This is a genomic window from Paenibacillus sp. CF095, from assembly GCF_900101225.1.
GTDB lineage: Bacteria > Bacillota > Bacilli > Paenibacillales > Paenibacillaceae > Paenibacillus.
Genome location: NZ_FMZN01000002.1, coordinates 752748 through 775204, shown reverse-complemented (window position 1 = coordinate 775204; position 22457 = coordinate 752748). Strand labels below are relative to the sequence as shown.

13 protein-coding genes are annotated in these 22457 nt (G+C 48.3%); 2 read left to right on the top strand and 11 right to left on the bottom strand.

Going from position 1 to position 22457, the window contains the following annotated elements:
• Nucleotides 1-40: 40 nt before the first annotated feature.
• The 9 genes from rfbC to uvrB form a co-directional block, all read right to left on the bottom strand.
• The gene (gene rfbC / locus BLS69_RS22585) at nucleotides 41-589 is read right to left on the bottom strand and encodes a dTDP-4-dehydrorhamnose 3,5-epimerase (protein ID WP_091036460.1); all 549 of its coding nucleotides are present in this window, start codon (nucleotides 587-589) and stop codon (nucleotides 41-43) included.
• Nucleotides 590-770: 181 nt separating this feature from the next.
• A complete protein-coding gene (galU, locus tag BLS69_RS22580) occupies nucleotides 771-1649 on the bottom strand; it encodes a UTP--glucose-1-phosphate uridylyltransferase GalU (RefSeq protein ID WP_091036458.1) in 879 nt (292 codons plus the stop codon).
• Between the two features lie 295 nt (nucleotides 1650-1944).
• Nucleotides 1945-5589, bottom strand: a complete 3645-nt coding sequence (locus tag BLS69_RS22575) for a DEAD/DEAH box helicase (protein ID WP_091036455.1) — start codon at nucleotides 5587-5589, stop codon at nucleotides 1945-1947.
• Nucleotides 5590-5699: 110 nt separating this feature from the next.
• Nucleotides 5700-8213: a U32 family peptidase gene (locus tag BLS69_RS22570; protein WP_017692029.1), complete on the bottom strand. Its 2514-nt coding sequence runs from the start codon at nucleotides 8211-8213 to the stop codon at nucleotides 5700-5702.
• Between the two features lie 389 nt (nucleotides 8214-8602).
• Nucleotides 8603-10498: a stalk domain-containing protein gene (locus BLS69_RS22565; RefSeq protein ID WP_256332390.1), complete on the bottom strand. Its 1896-nt coding sequence runs from the start codon at nucleotides 10496-10498 to the stop codon at nucleotides 8603-8605.
• Between the two features lie 43 nt (nucleotides 10499-10541).
• Nucleotides 10542-11711, bottom strand: coding sequence for a S1C family serine protease (locus tag BLS69_RS22560; RefSeq protein ID WP_256332389.1), 1170 nt, complete (start codon nucleotides 11709-11711; stop codon nucleotides 10542-10544).
• Between the two features lie 271 nt (nucleotides 11712-11982).
• Nucleotides 11983-12195, bottom strand: a complete 213-nt coding sequence (locus BLS69_RS22555; protein WP_017692026.1) for a hypothetical protein — start codon at nucleotides 12193-12195, stop codon at nucleotides 11983-11985.
• 337 nt (nucleotides 12196-12532) lie between these two features.
• On the bottom strand, nucleotides 12533-15391 hold the full coding sequence (uvrA, locus tag BLS69_RS22550; protein WP_091036448.1) for an excinuclease ABC subunit UvrA: 2859 nt from the start codon (nucleotides 15389-15391) through the stop codon (nucleotides 12533-12535).
• A gap of 812 nt (nucleotides 15392-16203) precedes the next feature.
• Entirely contained in the window at nucleotides 16204-18195 is a 1992-nt protein-coding gene (gene uvrB / locus BLS69_RS22540; RefSeq protein WP_091013102.1) for an excinuclease ABC subunit UvrB, read from the bottom strand.
• A 169-nt stretch (nucleotides 18196-18364) separates the two neighbouring features.
• Between uvrB and BLS69_RS22535 the strand changes: the two genes are divergently transcribed.
• Both BLS69_RS22535 and BLS69_RS22530 read left to right on the top strand, forming a co-directional pair.
• A complete protein-coding gene (locus BLS69_RS22535) occupies nucleotides 18365-19162 on the top strand; it encodes a flagellar motor protein (RefSeq protein ID WP_062837042.1) in 798 nt (265 codons plus the stop codon).
• Entirely contained in the window at nucleotides 19146-19988 is an 843-nt protein-coding gene (locus tag BLS69_RS22530) for a flagellar motor protein MotB (protein WP_091036442.1), read from the top strand. The genes BLS69_RS22535 and BLS69_RS22530 overlap by 17 nt, the downstream gene beginning before the upstream one ends.
• Before the next feature lie 100 nt (nucleotides 19989-20088).
• Here BLS69_RS22530 and BLS69_RS22525 read toward each other — a convergent pair whose 3' ends face one another.
• Both BLS69_RS22525 and BLS69_RS22520 read right to left on the bottom strand, forming a co-directional pair.
• On the bottom strand, nucleotides 20089-21267 hold the full coding sequence (locus tag BLS69_RS22525; protein WP_091036438.1) for an ABC transporter permease: 1179 nt from the start codon (nucleotides 21265-21267) through the stop codon (nucleotides 20089-20091).
• Nucleotides 21260-22456 carry an ABC transporter permease gene (locus BLS69_RS22520; protein ID WP_091036436.1) on the bottom strand — a complete coding sequence of 399 codons (1197 nt, stop codon included), beginning with the start codon at nucleotides 22454-22456 and terminating at the stop codon, nucleotides 21260-21262. Before BLS69_RS22520 ends, BLS69_RS22525 begins: the two co-directional genes overlap by 8 nt.
• Nucleotide 22457 lies beyond the last annotated feature (1 nt).

The window sequence follows — 22457 nt, the reverse complement described above, 5'->3', positions numbered from 1 at the left end:
TCTGCCTCCAGATACAGAAGTATCTGAAAAGTCTGATTAATTAGTCGAAGTTCAGTTCAGCATCTTTCAGTAAAGGATGCTTCTGATCCTTCTCCGATAATATAGGTTTCGTCACAGGCCAATCAATGGCGAGCGCAGGATCGTTCCACAGAATTCCACGGTCATGTTCAGGCGAATAATAGGCGTCTACCTTATAAGTTACCTGGGAATGAGGCACCAAGGTGCAGAAACCATGAGCAAATCCTTGAGGAACAAGCAGTTGCCGCTGGTTGTACTCACTTAGAATGACACTTTTCCATTGGCCAAAGGTAGGGGATGACGTGCGGACATCCACAATCACATCATATATAGCCCCTGATATAACCCTCACCAATTTAGTCTGTGCTTTGGGCTGGAGCTGGTAATGAAGCCCACGGAGAACACCCGCTTCAGCCGATAAGGATTGATTGTCCTGAATAAAGACGTGCTGTATTCCCTGTTCATGCAGAACCTGCTCATTATAACTCTCCATAAAATATCCACGGTGATCACCATAAACCTTGGGTTCCAAGATGGCAGCGCCATCCATAAACAGCGGAAGTACCTTCATGACATCCCTCCGTTTTGCTGTTAACATCATTTCTTCATATTGACTATGTATATGTAAAGTGTCGGGTAAGTGTTTGTTCATTGGCCTGTATAACCCTCATATTTACTCTTCCATAAAATAAATTAAAGTCCAGCCGCGATATCATTCTTCGGCTGGACTTCAAGGGCATGCGGAAAACCATTTATTGATCCTTTACGACCTGTTCCAAATACTTTAAGAGATCTGTCCGTAGATCCGGGCGCTGCAACGCGTAGTGAATCGATGTCTCAATAAAGCCCAACTTCTCACCAACATCATGGCGTAGTCCGTCAAAATGATATGCGAGAATCTGCCGCTGTTCATTCAATCGGGACAAGGCATCCGTGAGCTGAATTTCGCCCCCAACGCCAGCCGATTGTTGACCTAGGATCTCGAAGATATCTGGTGTAAGAATATAACGTCCCATAATAGCAAGGTTGGAAGGGGAATCTTCAGTCTTTGGTTTCTCAATTAAGCGGCGCGCGCGAAAGACACGATCATCGGTAGGAGTCAGCAATTCTCCGTCTACAATCCCGTAGCGGGATACCTCGCTCCAATCAACAGGCTGTACACCAACGATCGGAGATTGCAGTTCATCGTAGACATCGATCATCTGCTTCAGGCAGGGATGGTCGGCTTCCACAATGTCATCCCCTAACAGGACGGCAAAAGGCTCGTTGCCGATAAACTTGCGGGCGCACCAGATGGCGTGACCAAGTCCCTTCGGTTCCTTTTGACGGATATAATGGATATCTGCCATCTCGGAGGGTTTGCGTACTTCGTTAAGCAAGTCCCACTTCTGTTTGTCCGCCAGATTCTGCTCCAGCTCGAATGAATAGTCGAAGTGATCTTCAATAGCCCGCTTCCCTTTACCTGTCACAATAATGATATCTTCAATGCCTGAAGCTACGGCTTCTTCAATAATATACTGGATCGTTGGCTTGTCCACGATGGGCAGCATTTCCTTAGGCATCGCCTTGGTGGCAGGCAGAAACCGGGTACCCAGCCCTGCAGCTGGAATAATCGCTTTGCGAATACGCACACGAACCCACTCCTTTTGCTAGATAAGTTGAACTAAAGATTATTTACACTGACACTACGATGACAGAACAACCTTCCAATCGCTGTTACCCCCAGATTTTTTCATTCCCTTTTTTAAAGGGGAAAATCCGGGGATAGCGTATGCTTCCGATGCAGCTTTCTTTCAGAAAGCTTTTAGGCGAACGCTTCGCTTTTTCAGGTTATTTCTGTCCTCTCCGTTATCATGTAAATGATTAGTCCATCTTGTATAGATTCATATATTTAATGCTTCTTATTGCTAGGATGCTTGGACTCCATTATACCATTAACAATTCGCGGATATCCTGTTCGGATAAGGTCGTCGATCCCCCGTCTCCCGGTTCAATTACTTCGGCAATCAAGTCCTTCTTCCGCTGCTGGAGCTCCAAAATCTTCTCTTCGATTGTACCTTCGGTAACTAAACGAATGACTTGCACCACTTGTTTCTGTCCCATGCGATGGGCACGGCCAATGGCTTGTTCTTCCACCGCGGGATTCCACCACAGATCATATAATATAACGGTATCTGCACCCGTTAAGTTTAGCCCTGTTCCTCCAGCCTTCAGGGAAATCAGGAACAGTTCAGCTTCGCCCTCATTAAATCTGCGGCACATCTCAACACGGCTCTGTGCAGGGGTCTGACCATCCAAGTAGAACAGATTTCTTCCCTGTGCTGCGAGCGTCTGCCGAATCAGGTTCAACATACTCGCAAATTGGGAGAAGATAAGAATACGTTTGCCCGCAGCCAAACAATCCTCGACCGTTTCGAGCAACTGTTCCATTTTCCCGGAATCGCCTTGATACCCTTCGACAAAGAGGGCCGGATGACAACACAACTGACGCAAGCGCGTGATGCCAGCCAAAATTTTGATACGATTCTTCTGGAATCCGTTATCCTCCATGTCCTTCGATGCTTCATCCTGAAGCTGGGAGAGGTATGCGGCGTACAGTTTCTTCTGTTCAACCGTGAGCTCTGAGCGCTGTACTGTTTCAATTCGATCAGGTAATTCTTCCAGCACATCCTTCTTCAAGCGGCGCAGAATAAACGGACGCACCATCCGCGAGATCCGTTCCGGAGGAAGGTCGCGGAATCTTCTGTAACTTGGAAACAACCCTGGGAATACGGCTTCAAAAATAGACCATAATTCATCCAGCGAGTTCTCTACAGGCGTTCCTGTGAGTGCAAAACGACGCGGCGCCTGAATTTGTTTCACTGCCTGCGCGGTCTGGGAAGAAGCATTTTTGATTGCCTGAGCTTCATCCAGAATGAGCGTATGGAAGGTTCGGCCCAGGTAGGTGTCCAAATCCCGTCGCAACAGAGGATACGACGTCACAATTACATCTGCCTCATCCATGCCAGAAAGCATATTGGCTCGCTCTTCTTTCTGACCTGCGGCAATCAGTACGTTCAGATGCGGGGCGAACCGCGCAAACTCATTAGCCCAGTTGTAAGTCAGCGAGGCAGGCGCAACGACGAGTACCGGGGGATGAATAACCCTCGTTCGGATTGTCAGTCCATCCTGCTGCATCGTGGACCATAAGCTATCCGTATTCTCTGAACCCATCTTATCCAATGGGAGCCCAGTTTCGGGATCGATGTCGGAAGTCGCCAACGTTTCACTGCCTCGTAATGCTCCGCTCTCCCGGTATTTATCAACGCCCGTATGTTCCATATTGTACTCGGGCTTCTCCTGAAGCACTGCTGTGATATAGGCGATACTTTGCAACGTTTTGCCAAGTCCCATATCATCCGCCAGAATGCCGCCAAAACGATAATAAGCGAGGGTACGCAGCCACTGGTATCCGCTATTCTGATAATCCCGCAGGATGGGGGTCAGAGATCCCGGCAATGCAAAATCCATCCGTTCGGGATCACGCAGATCATCAAGGAAACGTTTAAGGGAGCCTCCCCACTTCACATGACCGGAGACTTCATCCCTGCCCGGCAATTGCAACGCCCGAACAGCTGGCAGCCGGATATGGCTGCTCTTGATGTCACCTGCTCCCAGTCCGAGTGAATCGGCCATGTGAGCGAAGCTATCTGCACCTTCATTTTCAAGTGAGAGAAAGACACCGCTCTTGAGACGGAAATATGGTTTCTTTTCCACAATGCGACGCATGAGTTCCTGAAGCTCCTGCTCGTCCACACCTTCCATCTCGAATGAAATCTCCAGCCAGTCCAATCCTCTTCCCAAATCTGCTCGTACTTTCGGCGGTGTTGGATAGGATTGCACCATCGCCTTCACGGCGTTCGGCATGTAGATGTCTACCTGTTTCTCAAGTTCAGGCACCAGATGATACATGACATCATAGATGGCATCTTCCCGTTCACTAGCCCAGACACTACCATCCCTTTCGAGAAAGGATCGATCAAGCCGTTCAATCAGATTCCGCTCTTTGTATCGGTCACGCACCAAAATAACCTTTTTTTCTTCTTCGTCTATTAAATACTCTGCAAGCGGATTAATAACCATGACCTCATAGTCGAATTCCAGACGCGCTGTAATACGTTCACGATAGAAGTCAATGTACAGCTTCGGTGAAAGTTCCGGTTCCGCGATCTGTTCACGCACCTGCGAATCAATGGACAAATGCCCAAGCGTACGCAGTTCTGGCACGACATGCTGTACAAACTCATCCACCTGCTGAGTCGAAATATCAATGCTTTCCTTGATTCCATATGAAGTGAGTGCCCCACTCAAGTCCTCCAGACTTCGCATCTGCATCGGCTCCAACATATGTAACTGTCCTTCTACCACAGCGGCATCATATGCAGGGAGAAGGATCAGCTCACGCAGTCCGGAAATTTCAAGCTGATATCCTTCATTCGCTCCCTGGGCGATCCGGTAAAATAAAGGAAGTACCCCCTCACCCAGTGTGAGTGGTCCATTGGCAAATCCCGTGCCCTCCATTCGGCTGTCAGCCTGTAGCAGCAATTCCAGCAATGGCTTCCATACGAGCGGAGCAATCAATATATCCCGTCCGTCCGAAGCTCCCAGATAACCGGAAATGGATTCGCGGTATGCCTCTTCACTTTGCCTCATTCGAATGAGCATCGAGAGAATCGCCTGATCCTGCGGATTGAACACATGCATCAGTGGATCATAGTGGAACAGCTTGGTAAATGACATGGGCTCGCCCTTTTCGATGCAGTTCAGGAATTGTTTCACTTTCTGCACCACATACAGACGTTTGTTACCCACTTTCAATTCAAGAGCTAGTTTCCCGCCACCCTTGTGAACTTGTATCAGCTTGAGTATAAACTGAATCTGCAACTCTTCCCGCAAGGAGGATCGGCTGACAGGAGCGGTGTATTTACGGTCATTTCCATGCAGCGTTCTCCGATCCTTGGCAAACATGGACAGAATCTGATCCGCCGTACGGTAAGAAGGTTTATCTGCCGAGCGCCCCCACCCCGAAGATGAGCTTGGACGACCTGCCTGGGCAAAATGAACCGGAGGACGCTTTGGAGCATCATTCAGTTGCTCTCGTTGTGAAGCAGATTGGGGGCGCTCCCACATGCTCTCTTCGACCAGTGTCCCGACCCTGGACTTGGAACCTGAGCTGAAACCAGTTCCTTGGCCTGTAGCAGGTTGAGAAGGCTTCCCAGAGGCAATCGTGGCATTACGCTCCTGCTGCTCACCCCATTCGTGAATAGCCAACAGGACAGCAGCGACATGTTTGCAATAGTCATAATGTCTGCCGTCACCCGGACAACTGCAGCCTGCCACAACCTCACCTGATCCATCTATATCCACCGTCACCTGATAGCGCTCCGATCCACGTACCTGTGCTTCATAATGAAGCTGATCCTCACTAACCACCAGATTGGTCACTCTGCCAGATTGGTTATAATCTTCTCCGCGCTTGAATGCCGTGACCCCGCACAGCAATTTGATATCCATAATTGTGAATGGCGCCACGCTTCTTCGCCTCCTGTGTCATGATGTAAAAAAACCCCAAGAGCTCCTTAAAGCAGAGATTGGGGTTGCTTCATGCTTGATTGTAAATGTTGATGTAAAATACAATCTGTTTATTTCACCAATTGACCACGTGTAACGCCCAGTTGGTTTGTTGCTTTAAGTGTTTTCCAAACTTGTGTACCACTGATCTCGCCGCGCAGTGCACGGTTGTACAGATCAATTACTTCGCGTACCTGCTCCGGTGTCTCTTCCAGGAATTCCACACGGTAACGGGATACACCCAGATCCATAAAGTTGGTCAGATACTCGGCACCCGACTGCTCCACTGCGTTGTATACCGTATTACGGCAACCTTCATCCACACGTACCGGGTGGGACATGCCGATCCGGTCTTGCAGGGATGCACGCTGTTCCTCACAAGGACGGCCACAGTTCGTGAAATCCGTTCCTTCACTCATAAACGTACAATACACACAGTGCTCGGTGTGGAACATCGGCAGATGCTGATGGATAACCACTTCAGTCTGACTTGTACGGGAGTGACCCAGCAAATCAACCATTTGTTGAATGTTCAGGTCATAGGATGGGGTAATCCAGTCACATCCGGCTTCCAGGAACAATTCTACTGCTTTGTGATTGGCGATGTTCAATGAGAAGTCGCCGATCAGTTCCGGGTGCTTCGCATCCGGGTTTTCCATCCGGTGGCGAAGGTAGAAGTACAGTGCGCCTGTATTACGCACCAATACCGCATCCGGCTTCAGACGCAGGATGTTATTATGATATCCGTTCTCCCCAGGCATGTGAATACGCGGTGTTGCCAGCGCGATCTTGCGACCAGCGGCATGTACAGCTTCCACGGCTGCTGGGAACTGCTTGATAAACTCGAAGTCGGCATAGATCATGCCGATCCCCGCTTCAATCGCTGCCTCCACTTGTGGCAGGCTGCGACAGAGCGCGGTCAACTCTGCTTGACCGCGAGCGACTGGCGATGCCGGTTTAACCGAATCGCCGTATACATCTACCGCCCGTTTCACATATACGGGTGGTTTAGGACGTTCGCCCGCGAGTTGTTCTACTGCCTGACGGCGAATGTTATTCAACTCGCGCATCGGGATGATGACGTCACCATGCAGGTTGACGTCCATTCCTTCCAACTGGAATACGGTGCCTCCCAGACGTCCGAACTGCTCTTCGAGCAATTCATGTGTCATTGGACGCTTCTGCGCGATGTCCAGTTCCATCTCGGAATCAATCCGGACGGTTGTGCCCTTCTGTACGTCTGTCCACCACGTGCTAAGCGGCTGCCCTGGGCTGCCGATAACTTTTACTTTTACCGGGAATACGCGGTAAGGCTTCTCGGTCTCGAAGCTTTGACGCAGACGTTTGTCCAACGCAGGGTCATTTGTTTTCCACACTTTGTCGCCAACTTTCACGCGGCGCAGATCTACGTCACTGCGGCCTGGCACAACGTCAACGATCCAGCCCTCTTCGGCTTCGCCTTCGAGTTTTACGCCTTTGCGACGTACATCGTATACCCGTCCGCCTTCTTCCTTCTGAGTCGGGTCTCCAGCGTCAAATACAATCCCGTCTCCACGTTTCACAGGTGCATCCAGCTTCAGGACCACACCATCACGCAACACTTGATCTACACGACCAAGATAGACACCACGGCTTTTCGGGAATGTTCCATCGACCAATTCTTTGTTGTTTGTACCGCTGAGGAAACCATGCGTGAATCCACGGGAGAAGCTTTGCTGCAATTCGCGAACTTCTTCCTTACTTGGCGGTGTGTTATCTCCATCAAAATAACGGTCAATCGCTTTACGATATTTGCTTACTACGTTTGCTACGTATTCTGGCGTTTTGAGACGTCCTTCAATTTTGAAAGAAGTTACTCCTGCTTCGATCAGTTCCGGCATCAGATCAATCGCTGCCAGATCCTTCGGAGACAACAGATAAGCTACATCACCCATCGGTTTGTGCACCCCATCCACCATCAGATCGTATGGAAGACGACAAGCTTGTGCGCACTCTCCACGGTTCGCGGAACGCCCTCCCCACATTTCGGAAGTCAAACATTGCCCCGAGTAGGATACACACAATGCACCGTGAACAAATACTTCCATTGGAAGCTTCGCCTGTTCCCCAATCTTCTGGATCTGCTTCAGGTTGTTCTCCCGTCCCAGAACGACACGTTCCATATCAAACGGCTTCGTAAACTCAACCGCTTCCGGTGACGTAATCGTCATCTGTGTTGAACCGTGAATCGGGAAATCCGGTGAGATCTCGCGAATCATCTTCACCAAACCCAAATCCTGAACAATTACAGCGTCCACACCTGCATCGACACAAGCGTCAATCAGTTCTTTGGCATCCGTCAATTCATTTTCAAAAATCAATATATTAAAGGTCAAAAAACCTTTTACGCCATAACTGTGCAAAAACGCCATAATCTCCGGCAGCTCGTCCATGCGGAAATTGTTCGCTCGTGCCCGTGCATTAAACTTTTCGACTCCGAAGAAAATTGCATCTGCGCCATTAGCTACCGCCGAACGCATACAATCCCAGTCACCAGCAGGTGCCAGAAGTTCAACGTCTTCTCTTCGTATTGTTGCTGTTTTCATGTAGATCCTCCCCATAACCGGCTATCCGCCGGATTTCGTCCCTATATCCTTAAACGCCTGAACATCCTAAGCTTAAAACTGCACCTTATCGGGTACACCTGCATTGTCACGGTATTACAATATCTATCTATTATGTCTGTATTGCCTGAACTCCAAGCTTACAGTCATTCATAATCATCAGATCAGCAGTCATAACTCCTGAACTAGTATAGTGTACCACTTCTGCACCGACTCTTCTACGTTTTCCTGAAAAAACCGTTTACCATTTTCATTTCCATTAAGATTTACACTAGACACTTCGATTGCAGTACCAGTGTAAATATTTTAATTTATCTTATACGGGAAACAAATAAGCCGGAAGGTCTCTGACCCTCCGGCTTGCATCACTATTATTTAATAAAAGTAAATGAGTTCACTGCTTTTTCCAAGGCTGCCGCCTGAACTTCTGTCTTGTTGGCATCATTCAGGCCACTTGTGATCGTATAGGTTGTTCCGTCCTTTTCAAACACGATCTGGCGACCCGCATATGGCACGCCTTTGTCCAGTTCATGATACGTGAAGGAAAATGCAGGCACACCCGCAAACGTCAGCTCCTCACTGCCAAGCAACTTGAAGTTCTTACGGGTTTTGGTGGCTTCTGCATAAGCTTCTCTCAGTTGGCTGACCGTCATCTCGATTGACTTATCTTCGCTAGCCGCAATGGAGAATTCTCCCCCGGTAAAGGTGTACACCACAGGTGAATATTCGAATCGATCACTATACGGCGTCCAGTAACGCGGAATATCTACACTGTAATGATAACGTTTGGACGTACGTGTAAGTGTCTTCGTTTTGTCTGTCAAATAAGGATCTTCATCCAGCTGACCGAAATTATCGGAAACCGTATCAAAATTAATCTCCACACTTTTCATAATCCGTTCAAACCATGCCCGATCTGCAACCTGCTCCTCAGGGAACGTATACTCTGCATAATATCGATACCCATTCTTCTGCAAAAGAACATCAAACTCGGTCTGCCAGCCCCCGCCAAAGTTATAACGGAATTCATTCACCTCGGCAGTCTCTCCCGAGATATCCATCGTATATGAACCAATTGGCTCGTAACTCTCTGGTGTAAATGTCTCACGCATCCACTTATCCAGTTGGCCGCTCCAGTCTTTTACCGTAGTACCTGCCTTCGCCGATGTGACACGCCATTGCAGAAATGCACCATCCTTGGCTTCATAGATCATCTGATTGTTATCCATCGACCAGCCGGCAGGTATCTTCAATTCCATACCATAGTCATCGTTCCATGCGGAGCGCATGCCGTTATCTACGGTGGACAGATCCTTGATCGTTCGATCCGATTCCGCATAGGTTGGCTGGAATGAATTGAGTAGCGCTGCACGTTTGCCCAGATCTTTATAATTCAGGGCTTCGTAATCTGCGAGGTACACATCATATTGACGACCTTCGCTCAGATACTGACGCATCTCCCATAACATTCCGTCTACATCTTTCACGATAATCCGTGCATAAGGCGTTTTGCCTTTCGACACCGCTTCACGATCCAGCACCGTATCTCCCGATTGTTTGGCCTCCTGGACAAGTTGCTGCAACAAATCATCCGCATCCAGAGCCACATCCTGATCGCTGACATACACTTCAAGATAATAACTGTTGTCCGCAGCGCCAAAAGTCATCATGCGCTCCTGCTCACCGGTCTGGAAAACCATAAGGTCTGCCGGGTAGTTAATGGACCAACCGTAAAAACTGTTGCCAATTCTGGTTTTGCCTTCATCCGGATGAATGCCATCCTCATCATCCACCGAATCATCGGTTTGCAACAGACGAATGACCATTTCTCCGGAGCTGGTTGGAGCTAGCGTCGCTCCAATACCGGCAGCAACCGGACGAAGTGGAACCATAAGTACGCCATTCACCATCTTGGGAACGGCACCCATCTCATGTTTTACACCATCCACCCAGGCAATTGAACTGCCAATCGTTAGAGTCACAGTGTGCGGGCCTTCCTTGATTTTGACAACATCATTTTTCTCCAGCCGGATTTCACTGCCAAATGCTTTCTTGAACACACCGACAGGCACCATCGTAACACCCTTGAACTTGTAAGGTTTGGCTATGGCCTGCTTATCGCCGTTAATGTAGGCGCTCGTGCTACCCGCTTTGACACGCAGTTCACTTGTCGTCAAATCAGATGCCCATACAGGCAATGCCGCGCCAATGGTCAGCATCCCGGTTAATACACCTGTGCTTAGCACACGTACCCATGACTTTTTCATTCCGTTCTTTCGTCCTCTCTCCATCCGGGCTGATCGCCGGGCTTTATTGTTCTTCATCTGCAAGGAACGCTTCATCTTCCTCGTCTACGATGTCTGCGCGATCAGCAAGCACCAACGTGCGGGTGACGATATCGCCATCCGATTGCATCAACAGCTTTACCTTTTGTCCAGGCAGATACTTTTTGAGCAACTCATTGATATCCACTACTGAAGAGACACGTGTGCCCGCGACACTGTAAAGGACATCGCCCTCTTTGATTTTGGCTTTCTTGGCTTCAGGAGACAGTACGCCCGTAATCGTTAAGGGATCATCTGTAGGCAGGCCCACAATCGCAGACCAGCTTTCTTCCAGCTGTAGCCCCAGACTTGCACGTTTTATTTTTCCATATTTAAAAAACTGATCGATGATATATTGAACGGTATCCACTGGAATCGAAAATCCCAAACTCTCTACGCCTACCGCAGAGAATTTCATCGAGTTGATACCAACCACCTCACCCTTCAGGTTGACCAGCGGTCCTCCGCTATTTCCTGGGTTAATCGCCGTGTCGGTCTGAATCAACCGGTAGGTCGCCTCAACACCACGATTCAAGCCGCTAATTACCCCTACCGTTGCCGAGTTGCGCAAAGAAAAGGAAATCGGCGTACCCAAGGCAATCACCGTTTCTCCAACAGTGGTTTGTGAAGCTTTGGCGAAGCTCGCCGGTTTGAGTGATTTGGCATTGATTTTGATTAGCGCCAGATCACTTAGTGCATCACTGTATGTTTTCGTAATTTTGTATGTATTGCCATCCGTCGTTACGACAACCGGATTCGTTAATCCGTCGACCACGTGAGCATTCGTTACAATCCATCCGTTCGACCGGATAATGACACCTGTACCATGTGCAAGATTATAACGGTCGTCTGATGTTGCACCGTCCTGCACTTCGGTAGATTTCCCAATAATGCCTACGACCGAAGGAGATACCTTTTCGATCACGCTGGGAATGGCTTCACTTCCCTTGTACGTGTACGTTCCTGATTTGGCATCATATTGTCCACTTCCACCAACTGCCTTGAGCAGATCCTTGGTGTTCACATAGACTTGACCGTCTACCACCTTCGCTTGCATTGCCGCTTTGGATTCAGCTGCACCGGCCGTTGCCGCTACACTAATCGAGAGTACAGCAGCCATCAGTATGGCTATCCCCTTTTTACCCAACACGCTCATATTCTCACCTGACCCTCTCTATACATCCTTCTTGCGCGACTCGACATCGGATTCATTGCTGAATCTATTCTCTCTTTCTCTCATCTGCAATTCCGGTATCCCTCAATGTATCATACAGAATCTGGATATACAATTGTTTTAAGTCCTATTTTAGTAGAGAAGGTAGAATCTTGTTCTATCGCTCGATATAAACGAAAAAAACACCCTCCATGTCTCTCTGGAAAGTGTTCGTCTGTACCTCTTTTGGCTTAAATTACATTTAACGGCATTCCTACTGAGCAAACCAACCCGTTATCATCGCATAGTCTGTCATCAGAAATACCAGTAGGCTGACTACTGCAAATCCGATCGCAAACAGATTTTTCTTCGGTGCCCGAAGAAGCCGGACAACTCCGATGAAAATCAGGATCGTAAATAAGATGACAAAAATATCAAATGCATTAAAATTCGATGTACTCGCCGTGGCAGCTTCTGCAAACAGCATGGATAGACAGACCTCCTTACCATAGTTGAACAGCTAACGCATACCCTAATATCTTCCTCTATGTTATCTGTACCCTGCTTGTAATGCAAGCCCTATCATCCATAAAAATGAAAAAAAGCCAATTTGGCCGAATATTCCTGTAATGCTCGTCATCATGCATATGTAAACACTTTCACGAAATAACCTTAGTCAAAGGAAACACTGTGCATAACTCAAAATGAAAAGCCCTTCTTCTCGGAAGCAGAGCACATCAGATCGTAATCCAACGTCTTTACCTTTTCGAAAAGAAGGGCCACTACTGCCACTTCATATTGATATATCTACTGGTTAGAGAAACTTAGTCCACCAATTGCAGTGCCTTGCTCCGCTCGGTATCCCGCTCCAGAACCGGCTTCAAGTACTTGCCTGTGTAGGAAGCTTCCACTTTGATGATATCCTCAGGGGTTCCGGTTGCAACAATGGTTCCTCCACCACTACCGCCTTCCGGCCCCAGATCAACAACATAGTCTGCTGTTTTGATCACATCCAAGTTATGCTCAATCACCAACACCGATTCCCCGGAATCAACCAGTCGGTGCAATACGTTCAGCAAACGGTCGATATCATCGACATGCAAACCGGTAGTCGGTTCATCGAGGATGTAGATGGTTTTCCCTGTACTGCGGCGATACAGCTCGGAAGCAAGCTTCACCCGCTGGGCTTCACCACCAGACAATGTGGTTGCAGGTTGTCCAAGGTTGATATAACCCAAGCCCACATCCATCAGTGTCTGCATTTTACGATGGATCTTCGGAATGTTCTCAAAGAATTGGGTTGCATCTTCAACCGTCATCTCCAGCACATCGGAAATATTTCTGTTTTTATATTTCACTTCAAGCGTTTCCCGGTTGTATCGTTTGCCTTTGCAGACTTCACAAGGAACATAAACGTCCGGCAAGAAGTGCATCTCGATTTTGATAATACCGTCTCCACGGCAGGCTTCACAACGTCCACCTTTGATATTGAAGCTGAATCGGCCTTTCTTGTATCCACGTACTTTGGCTTCGTTCGTCTGAGCAAACAGATCCCGGATATCATCAAAGACTCCTGTATACGTAGCCGGGTTGGAACGTGGTGTCCGTCCGATTGGCGACTGGTCAATATCGATGACTTTATCGATATGTTCCAGACCGCGAATTTCTTTATGCTGACCCGGACGTACCCGAGCACGGTTCAAATCACGTGCCAGCGTTTTGTACAGGATCTCATTGATTAATGTGGATTTACCAGAACCTGACACACCCGTTACCGCGGTAAATACACCTACAGGAATCTTCACATTCAGATTCTTTAGGTTATTTTCTTTGGCTCCACGTACTTCCAACCAACGGTCTCCTACACTTCTACGTTCTGTACGAATCGGAATGAATTTGCGTCCACTCAGATATTGACCGGTTAAGGAGTTCTCATCATTCATGATCTCCTCCGGTGTACCCTGTGACATGATGGTACCCCCGTGGATACCTGCACCTGGGCCAATATCAATAATATAGTCGGCAGCCATCATCGTATCCTCATCATGTTCAACCACGATCAACGTGTTACCAATGTCGCGCATGTGCGCAAGCGTTGAGATCAGACGGTCATTATCCCGTTGATGCAGACCGATACTTGGCTCATCCAGAATATACAGTACACCCATCAGGCTGGAACCGATCTGTGTAGCCAGTCTGATCCGCTGAGCTTCCCCACCGGACAATGTTCCGGCAGCACGACTCAGTGTAAGGTAATCCAGACCAACATTCACCAGGAAGCCGAGACGGCTGTTGATTTCTTTCAAAATCAGTTTGGCAATCGTCTGCTCTTTCTCCGTCAATTCCAATGTATCAAAGAATCGGCCAGCTTCACCAATGGACAAACTAGTCACATAGGCCATGTTGTGATCATTAATCGTAACCGCAAGACTCTCGCGTTTCAGACGTTGACCTTTACATGTACCACAAGGCTTCGCACTCATGTAACCCTCAATAAATTCACGGATACCTTCAGATGCTGTATCACGATAACGACGCTCCAGGTTATTCACGATACCTTCAAAGGTAACCAGTGCTTCCTTCCGTTGTCCAAAATCATTCTCATAGCGGAAACGGATTTTCTCCGTACCTGTACCCTGCAACAACTTGTTCATCTGCTCAGCTGGCAGATCTTCGACAGGTACATTTTGGGGAATGTTGAAGTGCTCACATACTGACTTCAGGAACTGCGGATAATAGGTGGACGTTCCACCTGTCCAAGCATCAAAAGCACCATCTTCGATGGTCTTAGTCCGATCCGGTACGAGCAGATCAGGGTCAACAATCATTTTGACACCTAACCCATCACAATCCGGGCAAGCACCGAACGGACTGTTAAATGAGAACATCCGTGGTGCAAGCTCTTCAATACTGAATCCACACACCGGGCAGGCAAAGTTGGAACTGAATCGCAGCTCTTCTTCACCCATAATGTCCACCAGGAGTTGTCCACCAGACAGATTTAGTGCTGTTTCAATAGAGTCGGCCAGACGTGCCTGCACATCATCTTTAACGACAATTCGGTCAACAACGACTTCAATGGTATGCTTTTTATTTTTCTCCAATTGAATATCTTCTGACAGGTCACGAAGTTCCCCGTTCACCCGCACACGGACAAAGCCCTGCTTGGACACATCGGCAAATACACTTTTGTGCTCACCCTTACGGCCCGAGATAATGGGTGCCAATATTTGTAGCCGGGTACGCTCTGGGTATTGCATAATACGGTCAACCATTTGTTCTACCGTTTGGGAGCTGATCTCCACGCCATGGTCCGGACAATGTGGATGGCCCACACGTGCAAATAACAAACGCAGGTAATCATAAATTTCGGTGACGGTTCCCACTGTGGAACGCGGGTTACGGCTTGTTGTTTTTTGATCTATTGAAATGGCAGGAGACAATCCTTCGATGGAATCAACATCCGGTTTCTCCATCTGTCCCAGAAACTGCCTTGCGTAAGCTGACAATGATTCTACATAACGCCGCTGTCCTTCGGCATAGATCGTGTCAAAAGCCAGCGAGGACTTGCCTGAGCCACTCAGGCCGGTCAATACCACAAAGCGGTCACGTGGGATGGTAATGTCGATATTTTTCAGGTTATGCGCTCGTGCGCCTTTAATGACAATGTTATCGCTCGCCAATAGTATTCATCCTCTCAGTGTGTTAATCCAAACCTTTATAAAGGCTTTTCGATCCCTCCCAAACCCTCCCTTCCAAGGGAGGGCCCCAGAGGGCGCAGCCCTCTGGACACCCGAAACAAGCGGTGCAACGGTGAGGGGTCGGGTCTTGCTATGTGAAGGGTTGTCGTGTGCCCGCGGCTCCGCATAAGGTTCCGGCTCATTGCCGAAACCTTATGCGACCGCTCTACTGCGAGGTGACGCTCTTGGCTTCGCCACGTTCGCGACAAGGTCGCCATTGCCTTTGGCTCGGCTCCTAGGTCAAGAGCGGGACGCTCTCGGCTTCGCCTTGATCGCGACAGGGTCGCCATTGCCTTTGGCTCGGCTCCAAGGTCAAGAGAGTGACGCTCTCAGCTTCGCCTTGATCGCGACAGGTCGCCATTGCCTTTGGCTCGGCTCCAAGGTCAAGAGCGGGACGCTCTCGGCTTTGCCTTGATCGCGGCAGGTCGCCATTGCCTTTGGCTCGGCTCCAAGGTCAAGAGCGGGACGCTCTCGGCTTCGCCACGTTCGCGACAAGGTCGCCATTGCCTTCGGCTCGGCTCCGAGTTCAACACCGGGGCGCTCTTGACTCTCAGGGGGACACGACTCCCGATTGCTTTCCTATAAACCTTTTAACCAATTTCAACATTTCTATCAGTATAGACCCGAATTCAAGATTTCAACATCTCTTATTATCGGTAGATATAAGCGATTTCCTTACTCAACAAGAGAACGGCCAATTGGCCGTTCTCTTGTTACAGATCCATCTTAACTGGAGCATATGAGTAAGCAGTATCTTATTCAGCGCGAAGTTCCAGCAACGCATCGCGAAGCTCGGCAGCACGCTCAAACTGCAGGTTTTTGGCTGCATCTTTCATCTCTACCTCTAGGCGCTGAATAAGCGCCTGGCGATCTTTCTTCGACATCTTCTCGGCTGCGCCCGTGAGATAGTCTTTCTTGGATTCGGCAACTTTGGTTGCCTCAATCACATCACGCACTTTTTTGCGAATCGTCTGTGGTGTAATTCCATGTTTCTCGTTGTACTCGATCTGGATTGCACGACGACGTTCTGTTTCCTTTATCGCTTTATCCATCGAATCCGTCACTTTGTCACCGTATAGAATAACGCGACCCTCGCTGTTCCGTGCTGCACGACCAATCGTTTGAATCAGTGAGCGTTCGGAACGCAGGAATCCTTCCTTATCGGCATCCAGTATAGCTACGAGGGATACTTCGGGCAGATCGAGACCTTCCCGGAGCAAGTTGATTCCGATTAGAACATGGAAAACGCCCAACCTTAAATCACGTAAAATCGCCATCCGTTCCAATGTTTTGATCTCGGAGTGCAGATAACGAACCTTAATTCCAACTTCCTTCAGATAATCCGTCAGATCCTCGGACATCTTCTTCGTTAATGTTGTAATCAACACACGCTCGTCTTTGGCAATCCGGTCGTTAATCTCACCGATCAAGTCATCGATCTGTCCCTTCGTTGGACGCAGTTCAATGATTGGATCAAGCAGTCCGGTTGGACGGATAATCTGTTGCACCATCGTATCGGTATGCTCAATCTCATAAGGGCCCGGTGTGGCCGATACATATATAATCTGATCCATCTTGCCTTCGAACTCTTCGAATTTGAGCGGACGATTATCCAGCGCCGACGGCAGTCGGAAACCATGTTCAACCAATACTGTCTTCCGCGCTTGGTCACCATTGTACATCGCACGGATCTGTGGCAGAGTCACGTGAGACTCATCAACCACGATCAACATGTCATCCGGGAAGTAATCCATCAGTGTATACGGGGTATCGCCGCGTTCGCGGAAAGTCAGTGGACCGGAATAGTTCTCAATCCCCGAACAGAATCCAACTTCCTTCATCATCTCGATATCATACCGTGTGCGCTGCTCCAGTCGCTGAGCCTCCAGCAGTTTCCCCTGTTCACGCAACACTTCTAGACGCTCCTCCAGTTCACGCTCAATGTTCACCAGCGCAACCTTCATCGTCTCTTCTTGCGTTACGAAGTGAGACGCCGGGAAGATGGCAATATGTTCACGTTCGCCAATGAGCTCTCCGGTTAACACATCAATCTCCGTAATTTTCTCGATCTCATCACCAAACAACTCAACCCGAATTGCATGTTCGCCCTTGGAGGCAGGGAAAATCTCAACAACATCCCCACGAACACGGAACGTACCCCGCACAAAGTTAATATCGTTCCGCTGATACTGGATCTCTACCAGACGAGACAAAATCTGATTACGCGGTTTCTCCATGCCTACCCGAAGTGACAGCAACATGCTTGAATACGAGTGCGGTGAACCCAAACCATAAATGCAGGAAACACTCGCTACAATGATGACGTCCCTGCGCTCAAACAACGAACTCGTCGCTGCGTGCCGCAGTTTGTCGATCTCTTCATTAATACTTGAATCCTTCTCGATATACGTATCGGAGGACGGGATATATGCTTCTGGCTGAAAATAATCGTAATAACTGACGAAATACTCAACCATGTTATTAGGGAAAAAATCTTTGAACTCACTTGCAAGCTGCGCTGCCAACGTTTTGTTGTGTGCAATAATCAGCGTCGGACGTTGCAGTTGGGCTATCGTCTGGGCTATCGTAAACGTCTTACCCGTACCCGTTGCACCCAGCAGTGTCTGGTACCTCTTCCCCTCCTGAACACCCTTCACCAATTCTTTAATGGCTGCAGGCTGATCACCTTGGGGAGAAAACTCTGACTCGATTTCGAACGTTTTGTCGCTCATTATAATATCGCTCATTGCCGTATCTCACCCTATCGTCTAAAATAATAGTCACTATATATTGTCGAAGTTCCCCGAATTTTCATATGGGAAAACTTATAGTAATAGGAATATTTGTTCCCGTTTAATTATACCTCGTTCGTTTTAGTGATGCAAACGTGAAATGAAGATAGGAGTGGGTTAATTTATGGATATTGCGACACTTATCGGTATTATTGCCGGAATTGCCGCAGTCATTAGCGGTTTTTTGTGGGAAGGCGGCCAATTGTCCGGTCTCCTGCAAAAAACGGCTGCTTTAATTGTATTCGGTGGAACGATTGCTGCTGTGGTTGCCAGTTTCCCGGCGCATCGCCTTCGTACGATTCCAGCTGCCCTGCGTATGGCTTTTGGACGTAACAACAATGAATCAGGCTTATGGGTCGAAGAACTGGTGGAGATGTCTTCAATCGCACGCCGCTCAGGTGTACTTGCATTGGAACGCAAGGTTATGGATCATCCGCATCCATTTTTGCAAGACGGGATTCAGATGGTTGTTGATGGTACAGATCAGGATGTGGTTCGCCAGATCCTGGAGATGGAGATCGACTCGATTGAACAAAAACATGAGGGCTACGCCAAAATATTCGAATCCGCTGGTGGGTACGCTCCAACCATGGGGATCATCGGAACCGTGATGGGACTTATTCAGGTACTTGGCAGTTTGACCGATCCAACCGGACTCGGACCTGCCATTGCTGTTGCCTTTACCGCAACCCTGTATGGGGTCGCCAGTGCCAATCTTATCTTTTTGCCCATTGCCTCCAAGATCAAATCCAGAGGTGCTGATGAAGTGCAGACGATGGAAATGCTTCTCGAAGGTGTACTTGCCATTCAGAACGGTGAGAATCCCCAGCTTGTACGCAAAAGACTGGAGTCCTTCACCCTCACGCATCGTCAGCATATACGCCCCCTAGCAAAGGAGGGATTGGATGAGTCGGCGCAGTAAACGGCGCGGAAAACGTGAAACTATCGATCATCGGGATCGCTGGATGATTACTTATGCCGATCTCATAACCCTGCTTTTGATCTTTTTTGTCATCATGTATGCCATGAGCAATCTGGATTCCGGTAAATATGACGTCGTTACTCAATCATTACAAAATACATTCAATGCGTCCGACTCTATCCTTGAGCTTGGTGAGGGACTCGGTGAGAAACCCGGACAGACGATTACAGAGACTCCGCCATCCGAGGTGCAGGGTGAAGATCCTTCAAAAGGTGAAGGAAACCCTTCCGATACCGGGACTGCAACACCAGATGATGACGAAAAGCCCCTCACAGAACGGGAAGAACAGTTCAGATCACAGGAGCAGGAATTGCAAAATCTGTTCAATGTGATTACCCAATATATCGAGGATAATAAACTGGAAAATCAGATTTTTGTTGCGGACAAGCCACAGGGCCTATCCATTACCCTCAGTGACCGCTTCCTGTTTGATCAGGGCCAGGCCGCTCTAAAGGACGGTGCAGCACCAACGCTCAGTAAACTTGCCAGCCTGTTTCGGGATCTGAATACCGTTGTCAGCATCGAAGGACATACGGACAATATTCCGGTCGGGGCCAACTCCACGTACAAAGACAACTGGGAACTTTCTGGAGAACGCGCACTGTCTGTATTACGATTTTTTCTGGATACAGAGAAGCTTAAGCCGGACGGCTTCCAGTATGCCGGATATGCGGATACACGCCCAACGGGTGACAACACCACAGCGGCCGGAAGACAAAAGAACCGTCGGGTTGAAATAACGGTCCTGCGGCAACTCCAACCTTAATCATCAATATCTCACATAATGCATCATTCCTTTTGCAAAGAAAGCACGCTCTAACTGAATTCAATTCAGCAGAGCGTGCTTTCTTTTATGTCGTATTACCTTATGCCTCTACTCCTGGCTGGCTAGGGCGTAGAATCGCAGAGCCTACGGTCAGTAAAATAGCAGCCATGCCAAACAAAATCAATAGTGGCAATGTGATATCCGACAATGTACCGCCAGCAGAGATCGTTTCCACCGCCTGAATCGCCCATTTCTGTGGTACAAAGTTGGCGAGCTTTTGCATATAATCCGGCATCAACGAGATCGGCCAGAAACAACCACCTATCATGCAGGTTGGCATAATGACAAGTGAATTCAGCATGTTGGCATTTTTGGGATTACGGATTAATCCTGCCACGGTACTTGCGATCCCCATGGAGACCAGCATAAATGCGGCCAAGATGATGAAATGAATGCCAAAAGGAATACCGGCATCATAATGCAGCAACCACCTGCTGACTCCCAAAACCAGAACAATCTGAATCATACCAATGACAAAGCTGCCGAGGAAATTACCAAGCGCAATCTCATATGCACGGACGGGTGCCGTATATACTCTGGCCATCGTACGTTTCCTGCGATCTTCCATTATCACAGCCACTGCACTCGTCAGCAGCCCCATCATAAACATAATCGTAAATCCAGTCACATTGTTCAGGCCTGGCTTGGGATAGATCTGCAGATCGGTGACTTCACCAGCAACCTGATGTTTTCCTATCTCCTGTAAAAGCTGTTCAAATGGCTTATGTGTACTCGATAGTATGTCAGTCTCACTTGAAACAGGACCTGCGGCCACCTTAACAGCTGAAGCAGATTGTAACAATCCGCTTGTCAAACCTTCAACTGCTGCTCGTAGGGTATAGGAACTTTCACTTATACGCAGTTCCACCAATTGAATTTCGGTTGGCTTTCCTTGTAACAGATCCTCCGTATAATGTACCGGAATGATGATGCCAGAACTTCCTTTTTGCTGAGCGATGGCTTCCTTCACTTCTGCTTGGTTGTTCATCGGCTTGAGCAGATACTCCTCTTTGCCAGCAAGTTCATGAATCATCCATGTCCCTGCCACCCCTCCATCCTCATTGACATAGGGAATAACAGTACGTGCACTCTGCTCGCTTCCAAAAAGAGCAACCGCTCCTGTAATCACCAGGCAAGGCAGAAGCAGAAACGTAATGAAGCCCATTTTACGGCCAAGTGTACGTCTAATCATCAACCAGGCGATGTGTAGACTATTCATATCGGTATCCTGCCTTTCTATAGATCAATCCTGAGATGAACAGTAATACAGCGCATACCACGCCTAACATCAGAATGCTATATACAATCTCTCGTACAGGTGCATCCAGCATCATTCTCAGAAAACTTTGGAGCGCCCAGTGGTTAACCGTAAATTCGCTAATCCGTTGTACAAAATCAATCGGAATGGGCGTGAACCCACCGCTAATAAATGTCATTGCAACGATGATACCTTGGATGGTTGCGCTGGCCGATGCCGAGCTTTTGCATACCAATGCCACGATCACGCCAAGGGTCATGGATGCCAATGTGATACATACACAAGTGAGCACAATATACCAAGGATGCGTTCCCCAATCTACACCATAGAACCAATACGTCATAAGTATGATCGTTGTTGCTTGTAAGAAAGCAAGCAGACTATTACCTGCAATTTTGCCAGCGAAAATAACTCCATTGCCTATAGGCGCAGCCTGAAGGCGAATTAACGTTTTGTTATCACGCTCTCCAAAAAGGCTGGTACTTGTTGTCATACCCGAGTACAACATGAACATCGCCAGCATGGAAGCTGCATAGTATTGGGAGGCACTATACGCCGTACCTGTCTTACCGGGATTAGTGACAGCAATAGAGGTGGAATTCGCCGTACCAGACTTCGAAGCAGAGGCCATGGCAGCAGTCACTTCCCGACCGAGCACTTTGGTAATCGCCATATGTCGGTTCCATTCATCCGTAAAACGTGTGAACAAAGTTTCACCCAAGGTATTAAGTGTGTTGTCCTTTCCTCGTATCCACTGTAACCTGGCCTCTTTCCCCGTCATCACGTTTTGCTCAAAATCCGAAGGAATCATTACAGCAAAGTCTAGCTTGCCGGTACGCAGCGAATGGACTGCCTCTTCTTCTGTCGTAAAGTTCTGCACTTGGACCATCTCAGCTACCGCCGGGGAATTCACGAATGTATCCAGTGCTTGATTAACCGTACTTGATCCTCCACCAGATTCAGTATTCAAATGGATGATTCCCACACGTACAGTATCCGGAATAACATCCTCCGCCGTACCCATCGTACTGGAAAGTGCCGTACCCAATATAAAAATCAGTAACAACGGCAAAATGAACAGGTTTAACACTACAGATCGAATCTTAAGAATACGCCTCAATTCAAAGATGCAAATATGCCATATATTCATC

Coding starts and splice junctions, on each gene's coding strand:
- BLS69_RS22520 (WP_091036436.1), bottom strand. CDS start 22,456: ATGAATATATGGCATATTTGCATCTTTGAATTGAGGCGTATTCTTAAG.
- BLS69_RS22555 (WP_017692026.1), bottom strand. CDS start 12,195: ATGCTGTTTGCAGAAGCTGCCACGGCGAGTACATCGAATTTTAATGCA.
- BLS69_RS22530 (WP_091036442.1), top strand. CDS start 19,146: ATGAGTCGGCGCAGTAAACGGCGCGGAAAACGTGAAACTATCGATCAT.
- BLS69_RS22570 (WP_017692029.1), bottom strand. CDS start 8,213: ATGAAAACAGCAACAATACGAAGAGAAGACGTTGAACTTCTGGCACCT.
- BLS69_RS22525 (WP_091036438.1), bottom strand. CDS start 21,267: ATGAATAGTCTACACATCGCCTGGTTGATGATTAGACGTACACTTGGC.
- BLS69_RS22535 (WP_062837042.1), top strand. CDS start 18,365: ATGGATATTGCGACACTTATCGGTATTATTGCCGGAATTGCCGCAGTC.
- BLS69_RS22565 (WP_256332390.1), bottom strand. CDS start 10,498: ATGAAAAAGTCATGGGTACGTGTGCTAAGCACAGGTGTATTAACCGGG.
- BLS69_RS22560 (WP_256332389.1), bottom strand. CDS start 11,711: ATGAGCGTGTTGGGTAAAAAGGGGATAGCCATACTGATGGCTGCTGTA.
- uvrB (WP_091013102.1), bottom strand. CDS start 18,195: ATGAGCGATATTATAATGAGCGACAAAACGTTCGAAATCGAGTCAGAG.
- rfbC (WP_091036460.1), bottom strand. CDS start 589: ATGAAGGTACTTCCGCTGTTTATGGATGGCGCTGCCATCTTGGAACCC.